The sequence below is a fragment of the Exiguobacterium sp. s129 genome (assembly GCF_018617585.1).
Taxonomy (GTDB): domain Bacteria; phylum Bacillota; class Bacilli; order Exiguobacteriales; family Exiguobacteriaceae; genus Exiguobacterium; species Exiguobacterium aestuarii_A.
The window spans coordinates 59,064-74,610 of record NZ_JACSKL010000001.1 but is presented as its reverse complement, the minus strand read 5'-3'; the positions used below and the strand labels follow the sequence as shown (position 1 = coordinate 74,610).

14 protein-coding genes are annotated in these 15,547 nt (G+C 46.9%); all 14 read left to right on the top strand.

The genetic code is table 11. From position 1 onward, the window contains the following. Positions 1-14: 14 nt before the first annotated feature. The 14 genes from KNO92_RS00370 (at position 15) to KNO92_RS00305 (ending at position 15,545) form a co-directional block, all read left to right on the top strand. Positions 15-1,286 carry a glycosyltransferase gene (locus KNO92_RS00370; protein WP_214759646.1) on the top strand — a complete coding sequence of 424 codons (1,272 nt, stop codon included), beginning with the start codon at positions 15-17 and terminating at the stop codon, positions 1,284-1,286. Beyond that, complete coding sequence (locus KNO92_RS00365; protein ID WP_214694219.1) at positions 1,229-2,164, top strand: glycosyltransferase family 2 protein; 936 nt, start codon at positions 1,229-1,231, stop codon at positions 2,162-2,164. Before KNO92_RS00370 ends, KNO92_RS00365 begins: the two co-directional genes overlap by 58 nt. 22 nt (positions 2,165-2,186) lie before the next feature. Further along, positions 2,187-3,251: an EpsG family protein gene (locus KNO92_RS00360; RefSeq protein WP_214694211.1), complete on the top strand. Its 1,065-nt coding sequence runs from the start codon at positions 2,187-2,189 to the stop codon at positions 3,249-3,251. Positions 3,252-3,263: 12 nt separating this feature from the next. Then, the gene (locus KNO92_RS00355) at positions 3,264-4,805 is read left to right on the top strand and encodes an oligosaccharide flippase family protein (RefSeq protein WP_214694209.1); all 1,542 of its coding nucleotides are present in this window, start codon (positions 3,264-3,266) and stop codon (positions 4,803-4,805) included. 179 nt (positions 4,806-4,984) lie between these two features. After that, on the top strand, positions 4,985-6,010 hold the full coding sequence (locus tag KNO92_RS00350) for a polysaccharide biosynthesis protein (RefSeq protein WP_214694200.1): 1,026 nt from the start codon (positions 4,985-4,987) through the stop codon (positions 6,008-6,010). Then, positions 6,007-7,182, top strand: coding sequence for a polysaccharide biosynthesis C-terminal domain-containing protein (locus tag KNO92_RS00345; RefSeq protein ID WP_214759644.1), 1,176 nt, complete (start codon positions 6,007-6,009; stop codon positions 7,180-7,182). Before KNO92_RS00350 ends, KNO92_RS00345 begins: the two co-directional genes overlap by 4 nt. Then, positions 7,109-8,260: a non-hydrolyzing UDP-N-acetylglucosamine 2-epimerase gene (gene wecB, locus KNO92_RS00340; protein WP_214759643.1), complete on the top strand. Its 1,152-nt coding sequence runs from the start codon at positions 7,109-7,111 to the stop codon at positions 8,258-8,260. Before KNO92_RS00345 ends, wecB begins: the two co-directional genes overlap by 74 nt. A gap of 3 nt (positions 8,261-8,263) precedes the next feature. Then, positions 8,264-9,469 carry a glycosyltransferase family 4 protein gene (locus KNO92_RS00335; RefSeq protein WP_214694169.1) on the top strand — a complete coding sequence of 402 codons (1,206 nt, stop codon included), beginning with the start codon at positions 8,264-8,266 and terminating at the stop codon, positions 9,467-9,469. Next, positions 9,408-10,673, top strand: coding sequence for an ATP-grasp domain-containing protein (locus KNO92_RS00330; protein ID WP_251126945.1), 1,266 nt, complete (start codon positions 9,408-9,410; stop codon positions 10,671-10,673). The genes KNO92_RS00335 and KNO92_RS00330 overlap by 62 nt, the downstream gene beginning before the upstream one ends. 118 nt (positions 10,674-10,791) lie before the next feature. Next, on the top strand, positions 10,792-11,949 hold the full coding sequence (locus tag KNO92_RS00325) for a DegT/DnrJ/EryC1/StrS family aminotransferase (RefSeq protein ID WP_214759642.1): 1,158 nt from the start codon (positions 10,792-10,794) through the stop codon (positions 11,947-11,949). Next, entirely contained in the window at positions 11,946-12,917 is a 972-nt protein-coding gene (gene rfbA / locus KNO92_RS00320; protein ID WP_214694165.1) for a glucose-1-phosphate thymidylyltransferase RfbA, read from the top strand. The genes KNO92_RS00325 and rfbA overlap by 4 nt, the downstream gene beginning before the upstream one ends. Continuing rightward, entirely contained in the window at positions 12,823-13,878 is a 1,056-nt protein-coding gene (rfbB, locus tag KNO92_RS00315) for a dTDP-glucose 4,6-dehydratase (RefSeq protein WP_214759641.1), read from the top strand. The genes rfbA and rfbB overlap by 95 nt, the downstream gene beginning before the upstream one ends. A gap of 16 nt (positions 13,879-13,894) precedes the next feature. Beyond that, positions 13,895-14,563, top strand: a complete 669-nt coding sequence (locus KNO92_RS00310; protein ID WP_214694161.1) for a sugar transferase — start codon at positions 13,895-13,897, stop codon at positions 14,561-14,563. Position 14,564: 1 nt separating this feature from the next. Then, positions 14,565-15,545, top strand: a complete 981-nt coding sequence (locus KNO92_RS00305; RefSeq protein WP_214759639.1) for a glycosyltransferase — start codon at positions 14,565-14,567, stop codon at positions 15,543-15,545. Positions 15,546-15,547 lie beyond the last annotated feature (2 nt).

Sequence of the window (15,547 nt, the reverse complement as noted above, 5' to 3'; positions counted from 1 at the left end):
AGGAGGAGAGGGCGATGCGGATTGTTCACATAAATGCGATCCATGAAGTGATGAGTACGGGCCGAATCTGTAAAGAACTCTCGACCATCGCCAATCAATCCGGTCATGAGAGTTATGTGGCCTATGCGCGCGGACCTGAGACGGGGTCGGGATTTCGGATTGGTTCTCCATTCGATCAAAAACGTCACGCGCTCTTGTCTCGTGTCACAGGAAAACAAGGGTATTCATCCAAGCGTGCCACGTCGGAGTTGATTGCACACTTTGAAGCGAATCGACCGGACGTCGTGCATCTCCATAATTTGCACTCGAACTATATTCATCTGGAGACGTTGATGACATGGCTTGCGAAAACGGACACACCGACCGTATTGACCTTACATGATTGTTGGTTCTACACCGGGAAATGTACCCATTATACGAGTACCGGCTGTGATCGCTGGCAAAATGGCTGTGGAGATTGTCCGAGACTCGCGCTTGATAATCCGAGTTGGGGGCTTGACCGTACCGCACTCATGTGGCGAGACAAACAGAGCTGGTTTCGTGCCATTCCTCGTCTTGCGGTCATCGGGGTATCAGACTGGATCACGACGGAAGCACGCTTCTCATTCCTCGGGCAAGCTGCCATCATCCGACGTATTTACAACTGGATTGATCCGACGATATTTTATCCGAGGGAGACGAACCGTTTACGCCACCGACTCGGACTGAACGACCGTTTCGTCTTGCTTGGGGTCGCTAGCTTATGGGATGACTCCAAAGGGTTAAATAAATGGATCGAAGTAGCGGAACAATTGGAGGATGCCACCGTGATTTTGGTAGGGTCTTTACCGAATAGACGGTTACCGGAGAACGTGATTCACATTCCTTTGACAAACGACGCCTCGGAACTTGCTGAGTATTATGCACTTGCCGACGTCTTCTTAAATCTATCGGAAGAAGAATCCTTCGGGAAAGTGACCGCCGAAGCAATGGCTTGCGGCACTCCAGCAATTGTCTTGGACGGGACGGCAAACCCTGAACTCGTTCCGACATCTTGCGGGATTGTCGTCCCGAGTCATAGTCAAGATTACCTGATGGATGCCATCGCGCGTATCAGACGAGACGGGAAAGACATGTATACGGAAGCATGTGTCCAACATGCGCATCATGCCTTCCGATTGGAAGATCGTTGCAACGATTATTTGAACGTCTACGAGGAGTTAATTGATCAGAAAGGAAGGGATTCTTTATGGCACAGCCATTCGTCTCCATCATCATCCCCGTCTACAATGGAGCAGACTATTTGAGCGAGACAATCGAAAGTGCACTCGCCCAGACGTATGAGCACGTTGAAGTAATCGTGGTGAACGACGGCTCTAACGATGGGGGGGCGACTGCTGCCATCGCTAAAAGATATGGCGATGCCATTCGCTACTTTGAAAAACCGAACGGTGGGGTATCGACCGCTTTGAATCTAGGGATTTCAAAGATGCGAGGTGATTGGTTTTCGTGGCTCAGTCACGATGATTTATATGAGCCTGATAAAATCAAGACGCAAGTGCATCATTTGAATCAATTGGGCGAAACATCGTCCAACTTTATCCTAGGGTGTGGGACAAAGCTCATCGATGGGGAGGGCAATCCGATTTATCGTCCTCGCCGTAAGCCGAAAGGACACTTTACGCCCGAAGAGATGTTTGCCTATCAATTGCTGGAAACGTGCCTGAGCGGATGTGCGTTGTTGATTCCGAAGCATGCGCTTGAAGAGGTGGGCGGATTCCCGACATCGTATCGCTATATCCAAGATTGGGTCTGTTTTACGGAACTGGCACTTGCGGGATACCAGTTCAAGATGACGACCGAACCACACGAGAAGTCGCGCATCCATGCGAAACAACAGACGAAAAAAATTAGCGATCTTGCACCGATTGAGACGGCACGTTTCTTCGAGGATCTACTCATTCGGTTGGATGCGAAAACGAGCGAACCGACACAGGCGATTCGCACCGTGTTCCATGCGATTTATCGTTCCACTTCGAGAGAGACGAGGGACGATTTAATGAAACGGTACGGAGGGGACCGACATATGAGTCCGTTCATGCAAAAAAGACTCCAAGTCACATCATTTTTCTATCACTACCTCGTGACGGCTTATCGAGGAATGGTAAATCTGCGCTATCGTTGACGCACGTAAAGGAGGAGACCGTATGTGGATTTATCTTGTGAACATCTTGTCGTTGATTGCGTGGGCGGCACTCCTCTTACGTGATGATGGGATCAAACACGGCAAGCTCTTATTCGTGTCGATTGCTACGTCCCAATGGATTATCTTGTCAGGATTCCGCGACTTTAGTGTGGGAGATGACACGATGGCGTACAAATGGATGTTCGACGAAACGACACGCATCTCATGGGAGCGCCTTGCCAATCATTTTGTCGGTGTCATGACTGGTGCAGAGGAAGGCAAAGATCCAGGTTACTATTTGATTCAAAAAGTGATTCAACTCGTGACTGAGAACTATCAATGGTACTTATTGATTGTGGCCTTACTGTTTCTTATTCCGTTCGGCATTTGGATTTATCGAAATTCGACGGAACCGTTGCTCAGTTTCCTCATTTTTTCAACGCTGTTTTATTCCTTTTTTGCGATTACCGGCATTCGTCAAACGATTGCCACCGCCTTGGCAGTGCTGGTCGGGTACTATTTTATTCAAAACCGAAGATTTTGGCCCTTTATCGGAATCATTTTGTTGGCGGCGACCATTCATAAATCCGCACTCGTGTTCCTCCCGTTCTACTTTTTGGCGACGAAAGCCATCACGTCGCGATATTTACTGGTGATGGGTGCATTGATTCCGTTCCTCTTCATTTTTCGGATGCCGTTGTTCGAACTGTTCCGTTCCATCAGCGGGTACGAAGAATATGATTACTATACGGGTGCAGGCACATATAACTTCTCATTGCTACTCGTCATGATTACTGTCGTCGCACTTTGGCGGCGTGAACAGATGATTGAGGCCAATCCGAACGTGACGCACTACTTGAACGCTTTGTTGTTGGCGTTATGCTTTTTACCGCTCACGTTTATCAATCCCTCGATGATGCGAATTGTTCAATACTTCTCGATCTTCATCATGCTCTTGATTCCAGAAATACTCCGATCGTTCGATCGAAGAGAACGACTTCTCGTGTATTATGTGGCCATCAGTATGCTATTGTTCCTATTCGTTCGCAATGAACCAGTCTATCTGTTCTTTTGGCAACAGAAGTAAGGGGGGAGTCACGTGGCGACAAAAGTTGAATTTGATGAACAGGCGAGTACCCGACAAATCAAGATTGGCGTAATGATGTCGTATGTCGCCATCGGATTTAATATTTTGGCAGGACTCTTTTATACGCCTTGGATGATTGCGGAGATCGGGAAAGCGAACTATGGGCTGTATATGCTGTCACTCTCGCTCGTCAGCATTTTCGCACTCGACTTTGGATTGGAGGCAGCGGTCTCTCGCTTTCTCTCTAAATACCACGCATTAGGTGACCAAAAAGGGGCTGCCAAATTTTTAGGGGTGGCATTCAAACTATTTATAGCAGTTGCCATCTTGATTGGAATCGCATTGGTCGGGGTCTATTTCATGATTGATACGATTTATGCGAGTTTGTCCGCATCTGAAGTGGAGACGTTAAAAATACTGTTTATCATGGTCGGCTTCTACATTGTCGTCTTGTTCCCGACAAAACCGTTCAATGGGATTATGATTGCAAATGAACGGTTTGTCGTGTTGAACTGGTTCAACCTGTTCGAAAAGATGGCGACGGTCCTGTTGATGGTTGGTGCACTTCTGCTCGGTTATGGCTTATATGCGCTCGTATTTGTCAATGCGCTCGTCGGGATTTCAATCATTATCGGGAAAGGGTTCTATTTGTTCCGCAGGACGGATACGTTGATCGATTTCTTACACAATAGCCGCTCCATGTATCGTGACATTTTTTCATTTTCTTCATGGACGACCGTCATTGCCATCGCCCAACGGTTTATCTTAAACATCACACCGACAATCCTTGGGGCTTTGGCGAGTAGTGCCTCCATCGCTTTATTCTCAATCGGGATGGTCATTGAAGGATACGTATGGACAATCTCATCTGCCATCGGCTCTCTTTTCTTACCGAAAGTGACAAGGATGACGACTCATAATCGTCAATCTGAGCTCGAGGATCTGTTGATTCGAGTCGGACGAATTCAGCTGTATATCGCCGGATTAATCATCGTCGGGTTTGCCACGATTGGTCGTGAGTTTATCGGTTTATGGGTCGGTGAATCGTTCTTCCCTTCATATATTGTAGCGCTTCTTTTGATTCTTCCTGGACTGATCACGTTTACACAGGAGATTGCCCAAACGACCTTGATCGCTGAAAATAAAATTAAGTATCGGGCGTTTGCTTCTCTCATTGTCGCAATCGTTAGTGTGGTTTTATCGCTTCTATTATCTCCACAATATGGTGCGATTGGTGCAGGAATCGCAATCTTCGTTGGGAATATAGTGGGTTCGATCGTCTTCATGAACATCGTATACATGCGTGTCCTCAAGCTTAACATGTGGCGTTTCTTCTATAAATGTCATTTAAAAATTGCACCAGCCCTTCTATTCCTTGGGGCTATGGGGATGATTCTTCAACGGTACTTCCCTGTCGACTCGCTAATCTACTTCTTACTGAAAGCAGCATTTCTCGGAATCCTTTATTTCATATTCCTCTGGCTATTCACGTTTCGGGATGACGAAAAGAGACTCTTGCAGGGTCTGGTTAGCTATCGACGAAAGGCATCTTGAAAAAGATGTCTTTTTTCATTTCAGCAAACTTTCAACATGTCATGTTTCAAAAAAATGATAATCCGTTCCTTCCTATTTTTATGATTTGTCGGGTAACACGTTACTATCAACCCAATTGCAGTCAATTATTTTCCAATCTTTCACCATGTTTAGTCATCAGGAAAAGGAGAGGGTTTGCGATGTTTACGGGTAAAACCTTATTGATTACGGGAGGTACTGGATCGTTCGGAAATGCAGTCATGCAACGATTTCTGAAAACAGATATAAAAGAGATTCGCATCTTCTCTCGAGACGAAAAGAAGCAGGACGATATGCGCAAGTTGTACCAAGACGATAAGCTCAAATTTTATATCGGGGACGTCCGAGATGTGAACAGCGTCCGTAATGCCATGTACGGTGTCGACTACGTCTTTCATGCAGCAGCGTTGAAACAAGTGCCTTCCTGTGAGTTCTTCCCACTCGAAGCCGTCAAAACGAACGTACTCGGGACTGATAATGTCTTGACGGCAGCAGTCGAGCAACACGTCAAAAAAGTCATCTGCCTGTCGACCGATAAAGCGGCCTATCCAATTAACGCGATGGGCATTTCGAAGGCGATGATGGAAAAAGTGTTTGTCGCGAAAGCAAAAGCGGTTCGTCCCGATCAGACGCTCATTTGTGGCACGCGATATGGCAATGTGATGGCCTCTCGTGGCTCAGTCATTCCACTCTTCGTCGAACAAATCAAGCGGGGTGAACCTTTGACGGTGACCGACCCGTTCATGACACGTTTTCTAATGAGTTTGGAAGATGCAGTCGAACTCGTCGTCTTCGCTTTCACTCATGCGCACGCGGGAGACATCATGGTTCAAAAAGCCCCAGCCTCGACGATTGGAACGTTGGCACAAGCACTCATCGAACTGTTTGGTGTCGATAATCCAATCAAAGTGATTGGGACACGCCATGGAGAAAAGCAATACGAGACACTCTTGACGCGTGAAGAAAACGTGGTGTCGGAGGATATGGGTGGATTCTATCGTGTCCCAGCTGACACGCGGGACCTCAACTATGAAAAATACTTTAGCGAGGGTAGTAAAAAATTGACCGTCGAGGGTGAATATAATTCAGCCAATACTGAACAATTGAACGTCGAACAAGTGAAGCAATTGCTCATGAAACTTCCTTATATCCAACAAGAGTTGAAAAGTTGGGTGAAGGTCTCATGAACATCTTACTTACAGGAGCGAACGGGTTCGTCGGGAAAAATTTGAGAGCAGCATTGGAAACGGAAGGGCATAACGTGTTCGCCCAAACACGTGAGACGGACGAGGAAACGTTCATGACCTACTGTCGCAATGCGGAGTTCATCTATCATCTGGCTGGTGTGAATCGACCGAAAGAGGAGAACGAGTTTTTTGAAGGGAATGTCGGCTTCACCGCGCATCTTCTCGAGATTCTTACACAAGCGAAGAATCAGGCACCAATCGTTTATGCGTCCTCGGTGCAAGCCGAACTCGACAACCCATACGGACAAAGTAAGCGGGAAGCCGAACGATTGTTGTTCGAAGAGGGTGAACGAACAGGGCGTCGTGTGATGATCTATCGCTTGCCGAACTTGTTCGGCAAATGGAGTCGCCCTCATTATAACAGCGTCGTCTCCACATTTTGTGACCGTGTCGCTAAGGAAGAACCCATTGAGATTCATGACCCGAATCGTACGGTAACACTCGCTTATATCGATGACGTGATGAAGTCGTTCCTTCATGCATTGTCTCATCCGACCGATACGGGGTATCAGCATGTTCCGACACACGAGCCGATCTCTTTAGGACGACTGGCTGACTTGCTCTATACGTTCCGAGACAGTCGCAACACGCTTTCCATTCCCGCGTTAGACGATGCGTTCACAAAGCAGCTGTACAGTACGTATCTGAGCTATTTACCGGTCGATGCGTTCGGATATGACTTATTGAAGCATGAGGATGAGCGTGGATCGTTCACCGAATTTATTCGGACGCCAGACCGTGGACAGGTTTCGGTCAATGTGGCGAAGCCGGGAATCACGAAAGGGAACCATTGGCATCATACGAAAAATGAAAAGTTTTTAGTCGTCAGTGGAGAAGCGAAGATTCATTTTCGAAAAGTGGGCGAACAGGAAGTCCATTCTTACTTCGTGACGGGTGAGATGATGCGTGTCGTCGATATACCTGTCGGCTATACACACAGCATTGAGAATGTCGGGACGGGAGACTTGGTGACGGTCATGTGGGTAAACGAAGTGTTCAACCCGGACGAGCCAGATACTTACTTCATGGAGGTGCAAGATGAAACGACTCAAAGTGATGACCATCGTCGGGACGAGACCCGAGATCATACGCCTATCGGCCGTCATTCATAAACTCGAGCAATCCGAAGCCATCGAGCATATCCTTGTTCATACCGGACAAAATTATGATTACGAGTTAAACGAGGTGTTCTTTCAAGACTTCGGCCTAAGAAAACCAGACCATTTTCTCAATACGGCGACAGGGAGTCCCATGGAGACGATTGGTAACATCTTGATCCATATCGACCCGGTTCTCGAACAGGAACGCCCAGACGCGGTATTGATTCTAGGCGACACGAACTCTTGCCTTTGTGCCATCGCCGCCAAGCGTCGAAAAATCCCAATCTTCCATATGGAAGCGGGCAATCGCTGCTTCGACCAGCGCGTACCGGAAGAGACGAATCGAAAGATTGTTGATCATACGGCAGATATCAACATGCCGTATAGCGATATCGCCAGAGAGTATCTTCTTCGGGAAGGGGTGCCACCTGAGCGAGTCATCAAAACGGGTAGCCCGATGTATGAGGTCTTGCATCGACAACTAAAAAACATCGAACAATCCGATGTGGTGGCGCGACTAGGTTTGGAGCATGATCGTTACTTTGTTGTTTCTGCCCATCGTGATGAAAATATCAGCTCCGATGAAAATTTCTTCGATCTCATTGACACCCTGAACGCGATTGCCGAGACGTACAATCTGCCTCTTGTCATCTCGACCCATCCGCGAACGGCGAAACGGATTGGAGAAACGGGTGTGACTCTCCACCCGAACATTCGCACGCTGAAACCGCTTGGATTCAATGACTACGTTCAATTACAGCTTCATGCAAAAGCAGTGCTGAGCGATAGCGGAACCATTAGTGAAGAGAGTTCGATTCTTGGCATTAAAGGACTGAATATCCGTCAAGCACATGAACGCCCGGAAGCCATGGAGGAAGGGGCGGTCATGATGGTCGGATTGAAGCAAAATCGGGTGCTCCAAGCCCTTCGGATTTTAAGTGAAGCAGAGCAAACGACGAGACTTGTAGACGATTATGCGATGCCAAACGTATCTGAAAAAGTATTGCGTATTATCTTGTCGTATACCGACTATGTGATGCGGGAAGTATGGAAGCAAAACGTGACGCTCACTGAAAAGAAAGAGGTGTAAATCGTGACGAAACAACGCTTGGTCTTCATATCAAATATCGCAGCACCATATCAGGTCAAATTTTGTGAGGCGTTACAACCCTATTATGCGACAGAATTTTGGTTTTATGAACAGTTGACGGACCGACGCCCTGACTGGTGGGCCATGCCTTTAGGGCCACATTGTAAAATTCTAAAGGGATCGGTTTACTCGAATCGATTTGATTACTCCTCACTCGATGTATTTGTTCAACTGATTCGATTCCGACCGCATATTTTAATGCTAGGAGGGTTTTCGGCATTTCACTTTCTCCTCCTTCATTTAGGAAAACTACTCGGCATCCGGGTTGTGTTCTTGAGTGAACCGCTTCGAAACGTGTCGCACGAGGATGCCGGAGAAAATACGCTATGGACGAAAGAGAATCCGTCACGAAAAGTGAAATGGATGCGTCGATTATTCAAGAAAGCAGATCTTATCTTTGGGATGGGGGAAGTGGCTAAGAATCAATTCATTGAAGAGATTGGATTTTCGGAACAGCAGGTCGTCAATGCTCCATACCCAATCGACATCGAAGCACATATTGACCACCCTCTGCGTCAAAAGAAACAACACGATCCCATTCAAATTTTGTTCGCCAATCGATTGATTGATCGCTATCAACCACTTGTCGCGCTCGAAGCCTATAAAAGTTTGAAAGCAGAATATCCTCATATTTCTCTCGCTATGAATCGAGATGGACATTTGGCTGAGGCGTGTCGACGCTACATCAAAGAAGAACAACTAGAGGATGTCTTCTTTTTGGAAAATATTGAGTCGTGGGATTCTTTGCATAAAGTGTATCAAGCAGCTGACATCCTGGTTCTCCCGGCAACGTATTCGAATGGTAATTTGACGATCATTGAATCCTGTGCTTCCGGGATGGGGATTGTCGTCAGTCATGAGGTCAACAATGTCGCAAGGCACCTTCATGAAAATGTGAATTGTTACAAGTGCGATCCGACGGCTGAATCACTTGCGACACAACTCCGAAAATACCTTGATCACCCCGAACGATTGACCGAACATGGGGAACGCTCTAAAGAACTGATCGTCCACCGTCTAAATGTCAATACAGCCAAAACATATGCTGAGTTACTTTATCCATTTAATCGCAAAGGAGACGCCAATCATGCTCAAACTCATGTTACTCGGAGGGGCAATGCATCAAGTTCCGGTCATACTCAAGGCTAAGGAACTAGGGATTTTCACAATCCTTTGTGATTATTTACCGGATAATCCAGGTCGTCTCGTCGTTGATCGGTACTATCCGGTCAGCTCCCTTGACCGAGAGAGCGTGCTCGACATTGCAAGACGAGAACAAATTGATGGGATTTTGGCATACGCATCAGATCCAGCCGCTCGAACCGCGGCGTTTGTAGGAGAAGCATTAGGTTTAAAGACCAACCCACTTCAAGTCGTCGAGACGTTAACAAACAAAGCGAAATTTCGGGCGTTTTTACAAGATCATGGTTTCGCCGTCCCAAGAACGTATGCGTTCACAGATGTGGAGTCGGCCGTAATCACGTTGCGAGACATGGAAGGGGAGTTCGTCATTAAACCCGCAGATACATCCGGTAGTAAAGGAATTAGTAAATGGTGCTATGAGGATGGTGTAGACCGACTCCGCCAACAAGTTTCTGCTGCTTTCGACATATCATTCGGAGATGAGGTAGTCGCAGAAGAATTCGTTCGACGGGACGGTTATCAAGTTGGTGGAGACGGATTTATCGTGAATGGACAATTAGTGTTTCGATGCTTCGGCAACAATCACTTCAACGAACGAGGGGTGAATCCTTTCGCTCCAATAAGTTTGAGTTTCCCGAGTATCCATCCTCCACATATACTTGACCGGGTGCATGAGACGTTGCAACGGATGATCACACAAGTCGGACTTCAACACGGACCACTCAACTTTGACATCTTTGTCAAAGGTGATGACATCTATTTGATGGATATTGGACCACGAAACGGTGGGAATTATATTCCTCAAATCATTGAGCAAGCAACGGGAGTCGATCTGGTCAAAGCGACCATTGATTTGGCACTCAATCGTCCAGTCTCGCTCGAAATGAAACCTGTCACCGTGCCAAACGCATATTTCACTTTAACAAGTCAACAAGCAGGGCATTTCATGGGACTCAGTTTCATGAAAGACGATTACACGATCATGCAAACCAATTTATATCAAGCGATTGGAGCGGAAATTTCTCGTTTTGATCGGTCGAATCGGGCAATCGGAATCCTATTCCTTCAATTCGAAGATGTTGATGCGATGCTTCGACTTCTAGATGATCCTGAGCGATGGATGACACTTCATATCGTTTCTAACGAAGAAATAGAAGTAGTAGATGTCCGAGAATCATCTTCATCCGTACAAATCGTTCGTACCGAGTAAGTTCGAAGTCAGATTTGGCTTTGTTCAAATGAGATAGGGGGCGACACAAGCATGAATCATTCAAACGTAGAATTTCACGCACTTGTCGGTAATCACCGACCGAATGAGGAGGGAGTATATGTTACACATCGTTGATATTCAATCAAGTACACCACCGTTACCATCACGTGACCCCGTCATTCCGGTCATTCAGTCGGCACTCCCTCCATTTGAAGAATATGTGGAAGAGATTCGGTCGTTATGGGAATCTAAATGGCTGACGAACAGTGGGACGAAGCATCAACAACTCGAACAAGCATTGAAAGACTATTTGAATGTCGAACAGGTAGCACTTTTCACGAACGGTCACTTGGCATTAGAGACGGCGATTGAGGCGCTCGAGTTGACAGGAGAAGTCATCACGACACCGTTTACGTTCGCCTCGACGACACACGCGTTGGTCCGAAAAGGATTGACACCGGTCTTTGGAGACATTCGGGCAGACAACTATACGCTGGATGCTTCAAAAATCGAGCGGTTGATCACCTCGAAAACATCCGCCATTCTACCCGTGCACGTATATGGAAATGTTTGTGATGTCGAAGCCATTGAGGCGATTGCGAAAAAACATCACTTGAAGGTGATTTATGATGCGGCCCATACGTTTGGTGTCACGGTGAACGGACGCGGAATCGGAACGTTCGGGGATGTGTCGATGTTCAGTTTTCATGCGACGAAAGTGTTCCATACGATTGAAGGCGGAGCACTCACATTCAATGACCCAGAACTTAAAAAACGCTTCGAACGACTAAAAAACTTTGGCATTACCGGTCCTGAATCGGTCAAAGAACCAGGTGGAAATGCGAAGATGAATGAATTTCAGGCGGCGATGGGGTTATGTAATCTACGCCATATCGATGAAATGATGGCGAAGCGGAAGCAAATTCGGGAACAATACGATGCCTCATTGAAAGGAATTCCGGGCATTCGCGTCCTCGAACTTCAGCCAGGCGTCCATCCAAACCATTCGTACTATCCAATCGTGTTCACGGATGCGGTTAACCGCCGAGACGAGATGGAAGAGGTGCTGGCGGCAAAAGGTGTCTTGACGAGAAAGTATTTTTATCCCCTCGTCACGGACTATGACTGGATGGAAAATCGATTTGCGAGCCGACGGACACCGATCGCTCAACAAATCGCCGATCGCGTCCTTACGTTGCCACTCTATCCTGATTTGACACCGACCGACGTCACACGCATTTGTGACATTTTGAGAGAAGGGATGATGACACCATGAAAGGGATCATACTAGCGGGCGGGAATGGAACACGCCTCTATCCGATGACGAAAGCCGTATCTAAGCAACTGTTGCCGATTTACGACAAACCGCTCATCTACTATCCGATGTCGGTGTTGATGTTAGCAGGTATCCGTGAAGTGTTGATCATCTCCACACCACAAGACATCGGAGGGTATGAACGACTCTTCGGTGACGGACATCAACTTGGGATTGAAATCACGTACAAAGTTCAAACGAAGCCGGTCGGATTGGCAGATGCGTTTATCTTAGGGGAGGACTTTATCGGAGATGATTCGGTTTGCCTCATCTTAGGGGACAATGTCTTCTATGGGCCTGACTTGACCCGATTCTTAAGAAATGCACAAGCCAAAACGACGGGAGCGACAGTGTTCGGTTATCCGGTCAAAGACCCTCGTGCCTTTGGTGTCGTCGAGTTTGATGAAGACCGCCGCGTCGTCTCCATCGAAGAAAAGCCAAGCGTCCCTAAATCCAATTATGCGGTTCCTGGACTATATTTCTATGACAATCAAGTCGTCACATTTGCGAAACAGGTCAAACCGTCTCCTCGAGGAGAGCTTGAGATCACGTCGATCAACAATATGTATTTAGAGCGTGGGGAATTGAACGTTGTCTTGTTTGGTCGCGGCATGGCATGGCTTGATACGGGAACACCGGAAGGAATGATCAAAGCCTCGATCTTCGTTCAAACGGTACAAGAACGACAAGGGTATTACATCGCCTGTCTTGAAGAGATTGCCTGGCGACGTGGCTTCATTACGCGTGAACAGTTGCAAGATATCGGCTTGACCCTCAAGATGACCGACTATGGTCAATATTTAATCTCACTCGCAGAGGAAGGGGAACAGACGCATGCATACGATCCTAGTGACTGGCGGAGCCGGGTTCATCGGTTCAAATTTCATAAAACACTTTCGGGCGAAACATCCAACGTCCCGCATTCTTAATGTCGATGTCTTGACGTATGCGGGCAATCTCGAAAACATCAAAGAGTTTGAGAACGATTCATTGTATGTTTTCCGAAAAGTGGACATCCGAGATCGCGCGGCCATCGATGAACTATTCACGTTGTTCGAAGTGGATGAAGTCGTTCACTTCGCAGCTGAATCGCATGTCGACCGAAGCATCCTTGAACCAGAATTGTTTTTATCTACAAACATCCTCGGCACACAAGTACTGCTCGATGTGGCGAAACGTCATTGGAAACGTTTCCCGGATGACAAATATAGCCGAGAATATCGGGAAGGCGTCTGCTTTGTCCATGTCTCGACAGATGAAGTGTATGGGTCGCTCGGGGAAACCGGCTACTTTACAGAAGACTCACCGATTGCACCGAATAGTCCATACTCAGCCTCAAAAGCAAGTTCAGACCTTCTTGTCCGTTCATACCACGAAACGTATGGACTTCCTGTTAAAACGACACGATGCAGCAATAACTATGGGCCTTATCAGTTCCCAGAAAAATTGATTCCACTCATGGTTCACAACTGCATGACGGGCAAGTTGCTCCCCGTTTACGGAGATGGTGGACATGTTCGTGACTGGTTACACGTAGCGGACCATTGCGAGGCCATCGACCTTGTTCGACAACATGGACGATTCGGGGAAGTCTATAACATTGGAGGTCATAATGAAAAGACGAACTTGGACCTCGTTCGTACCATTTTAAAAGCGTTCGATCAATCAGAAGACATGATTCAATTCGTGACCGATCGCCCGGGGCATGACCGGCGCTATGCGATTGATGCTTCGAAAATGCGTGACGAGCTCGGTTGGACACCACGCTATCGTTTTGAACAAGGGATTGAAGAGACGATTGACTGGTATCGTACACATCCAGAATGGGTGGAACGAATCGTTTCGGGTGAATATCGCAGTTATTATGACTCCATGTACTCTTCCTTATGAGAAAGGACGATTCAACATGTATGAACAGTACATTAAACGACCACAAGACGTCATCTTGGCGTCACTCGCTCTTTTGGTGTTGAGTCCCGTCATGTTGATTGTCGGTCTGATGATTCGACTCAAACTAGGTAGTCCTATTTTCTTCAAGCAACAACGTCCAGGGAAAGACGGAGTCGTCTTCGAGATGATCAAGTTTCGGACGATGACAAATGAACGGGATGAGAACGGTGCGTTGCTCCCAGATGAAATGCGTTTCACGCCATTCGGTCTGACCCTTCGTTCTCTCAGTATCGATGAGTTACCTAGCCTCATCAATATTATAAAAGGGGACATCGCGATTGTCGGTCCACGTCCGCTTCTTGTCGAATATTTGCCACGCTATAATGAGCGTCAGAAACGGCGACATGAGGTGAGCCCTGGATTGACAGGTCTCGCACAAGTGAGTGGACGCAATTTATTATCGTGGGAAGATCGGTTCGAACTCGATGTCTACTATGTAGACCATGTGACGTTTCGGCATGACTGGTGGATTATCGCCCGAACGGTGTACAAAGTATTGATTCGTGACGGCATTACCCCTGAAAAAACGGCAACGATGGAGGAATTCATGGGAGATCAGACGATGCAACAAAATAACATGTTAACAAATATCGCTACCGTAAAGTATGAAAAAGGAGGAAGCTGACATGGTGATGGTAAGCGTCAATTGCATCACATACAACCATGAACCTTACATCGCCAAAACGATTGAAGGATTCTTGATGCAGGAAACGGATTTCGAAGTGGAAATTCTGATTCATGAAGATGCCTCAACCGATCGGACAGCGGAGATCGTTCGAAGTTACGAAGCGAAATATCCTGACAAAATTCGGGTAATCTATCAACAAGAAAACCAATTCTCCAAAGGTGTGTATGTCAATTTGTTAAATGACGAAAGGGCTTGTGGGAAATATATCGCACTTTGTGACGGGGATGACTATTGGACGGATCCAAAGAAGTTACAAAAACAGGTCGATTATATGGAAGCCCATCCCGACTGTACGCTTTGTTTTCATGATGCATATGTGGAAACGAACGGCACGCTGCATCCCGAATGGCGTGTGATTCCATGGATGCCTGAGAACAAGAAATATGCGTCGAGTGAGCCTCGGACATATAACGCCGGAGAGTTACAATTACTCGGTTTTATTCCGACGATGTCCATGCTGTATCGGAATGGGCATACCGATCGCTTATTAGACTGGGTCGGGGACACGCCGGCGATTGACGGAGCTATCAAACTCCACGTTGCCAGTCAAGGATACGCCTACTATATGCCGGAAGTGATGAGTGTGTATCGTTACGGTGTTGTCGGATCGGTCACAACGATGTGGAGCAAGACCAATCGCGCAATTGATATTGAGAGAACAGAGAAGTTCATTCGATTCCTAGATGCGTTTGATTCATACACGGATAAAAAGTTTCATCCAGAAATCGAAATTTCTCGTCTCTCCTTCGAAGTTTCACTGCATCGTCTCAAACGTGATTACAAAGCGCTGAAGGCATCCCGCTATGATCAATACTTGGAACGCTTTACAGGAAGAGAGCGACTGCGCCCTTATATGATGTTACGGCACCCTGTATTAACAGAATGGTTGATTCGCATGCGTTCCTTACGGTTGAGTTAATC

What these genes read in the sequence shown, in the direction of transcription:
- KNO92_RS00370 (WP_214759646.1), top strand. Translation starts at nt 15, where the DNA reads ATGCGGATTGTTCACATAAATGCGATCCATGAAGTGATGAGTACGGGC.
- KNO92_RS00365 (WP_214694219.1), top strand. Translation starts at nt 1,229, where the DNA reads ATGGCACAGCCATTCGTCTCCATCATCATCCCCGTCTACAATGGAGCA.
- KNO92_RS00360 (WP_214694211.1), top strand. Translation starts at nt 2,187, where the DNA reads ATGTGGATTTATCTTGTGAACATCTTGTCGTTGATTGCGTGGGCGGCA.
- KNO92_RS00350 (WP_214694200.1), top strand. Translation starts at nt 4,985, where the DNA reads ATGTTTACGGGTAAAACCTTATTGATTACGGGAGGTACTGGATCGTTC.
- KNO92_RS00345 (WP_214759644.1), top strand. Translation starts at nt 6,007, where the DNA reads ATGAACATCTTACTTACAGGAGCGAACGGGTTCGTCGGGAAAAATTTG.
- wecB (WP_214759643.1), top strand. Translation starts at nt 7,109, where the DNA reads ATGAAACGACTCAAAGTGATGACCATCGTCGGGACGAGACCCGAGATC.
- KNO92_RS00330 (WP_251126945.1), top strand. Translation starts at nt 9,408, where the DNA reads ATGCTCAAACTCATGTTACTCGGAGGGGCAATGCATCAAGTTCCGGTC.
- KNO92_RS00325 (WP_214759642.1), top strand. Translation starts at nt 10,792, where the DNA reads ATGTTACACATCGTTGATATTCAATCAAGTACACCACCGTTACCATCA.
- rfbA (WP_214694165.1), top strand. Translation starts at nt 11,946, where the DNA reads ATGAAAGGGATCATACTAGCGGGCGGGAATGGAACACGCCTCTATCCG.
- rfbB (WP_214759641.1), top strand. Translation starts at nt 12,823, where the DNA reads ATGCATACGATCCTAGTGACTGGCGGAGCCGGGTTCATCGGTTCAAAT.
- KNO92_RS00310 (WP_214694161.1), top strand. Translation starts at nt 13,895, where the DNA reads ATGTATGAACAGTACATTAAACGACCACAAGACGTCATCTTGGCGTCA.
- KNO92_RS00305 (WP_214759639.1), top strand. Translation starts at nt 14,565, where the DNA reads ATGGTGATGGTAAGCGTCAATTGCATCACATACAACCATGAACCTTAC.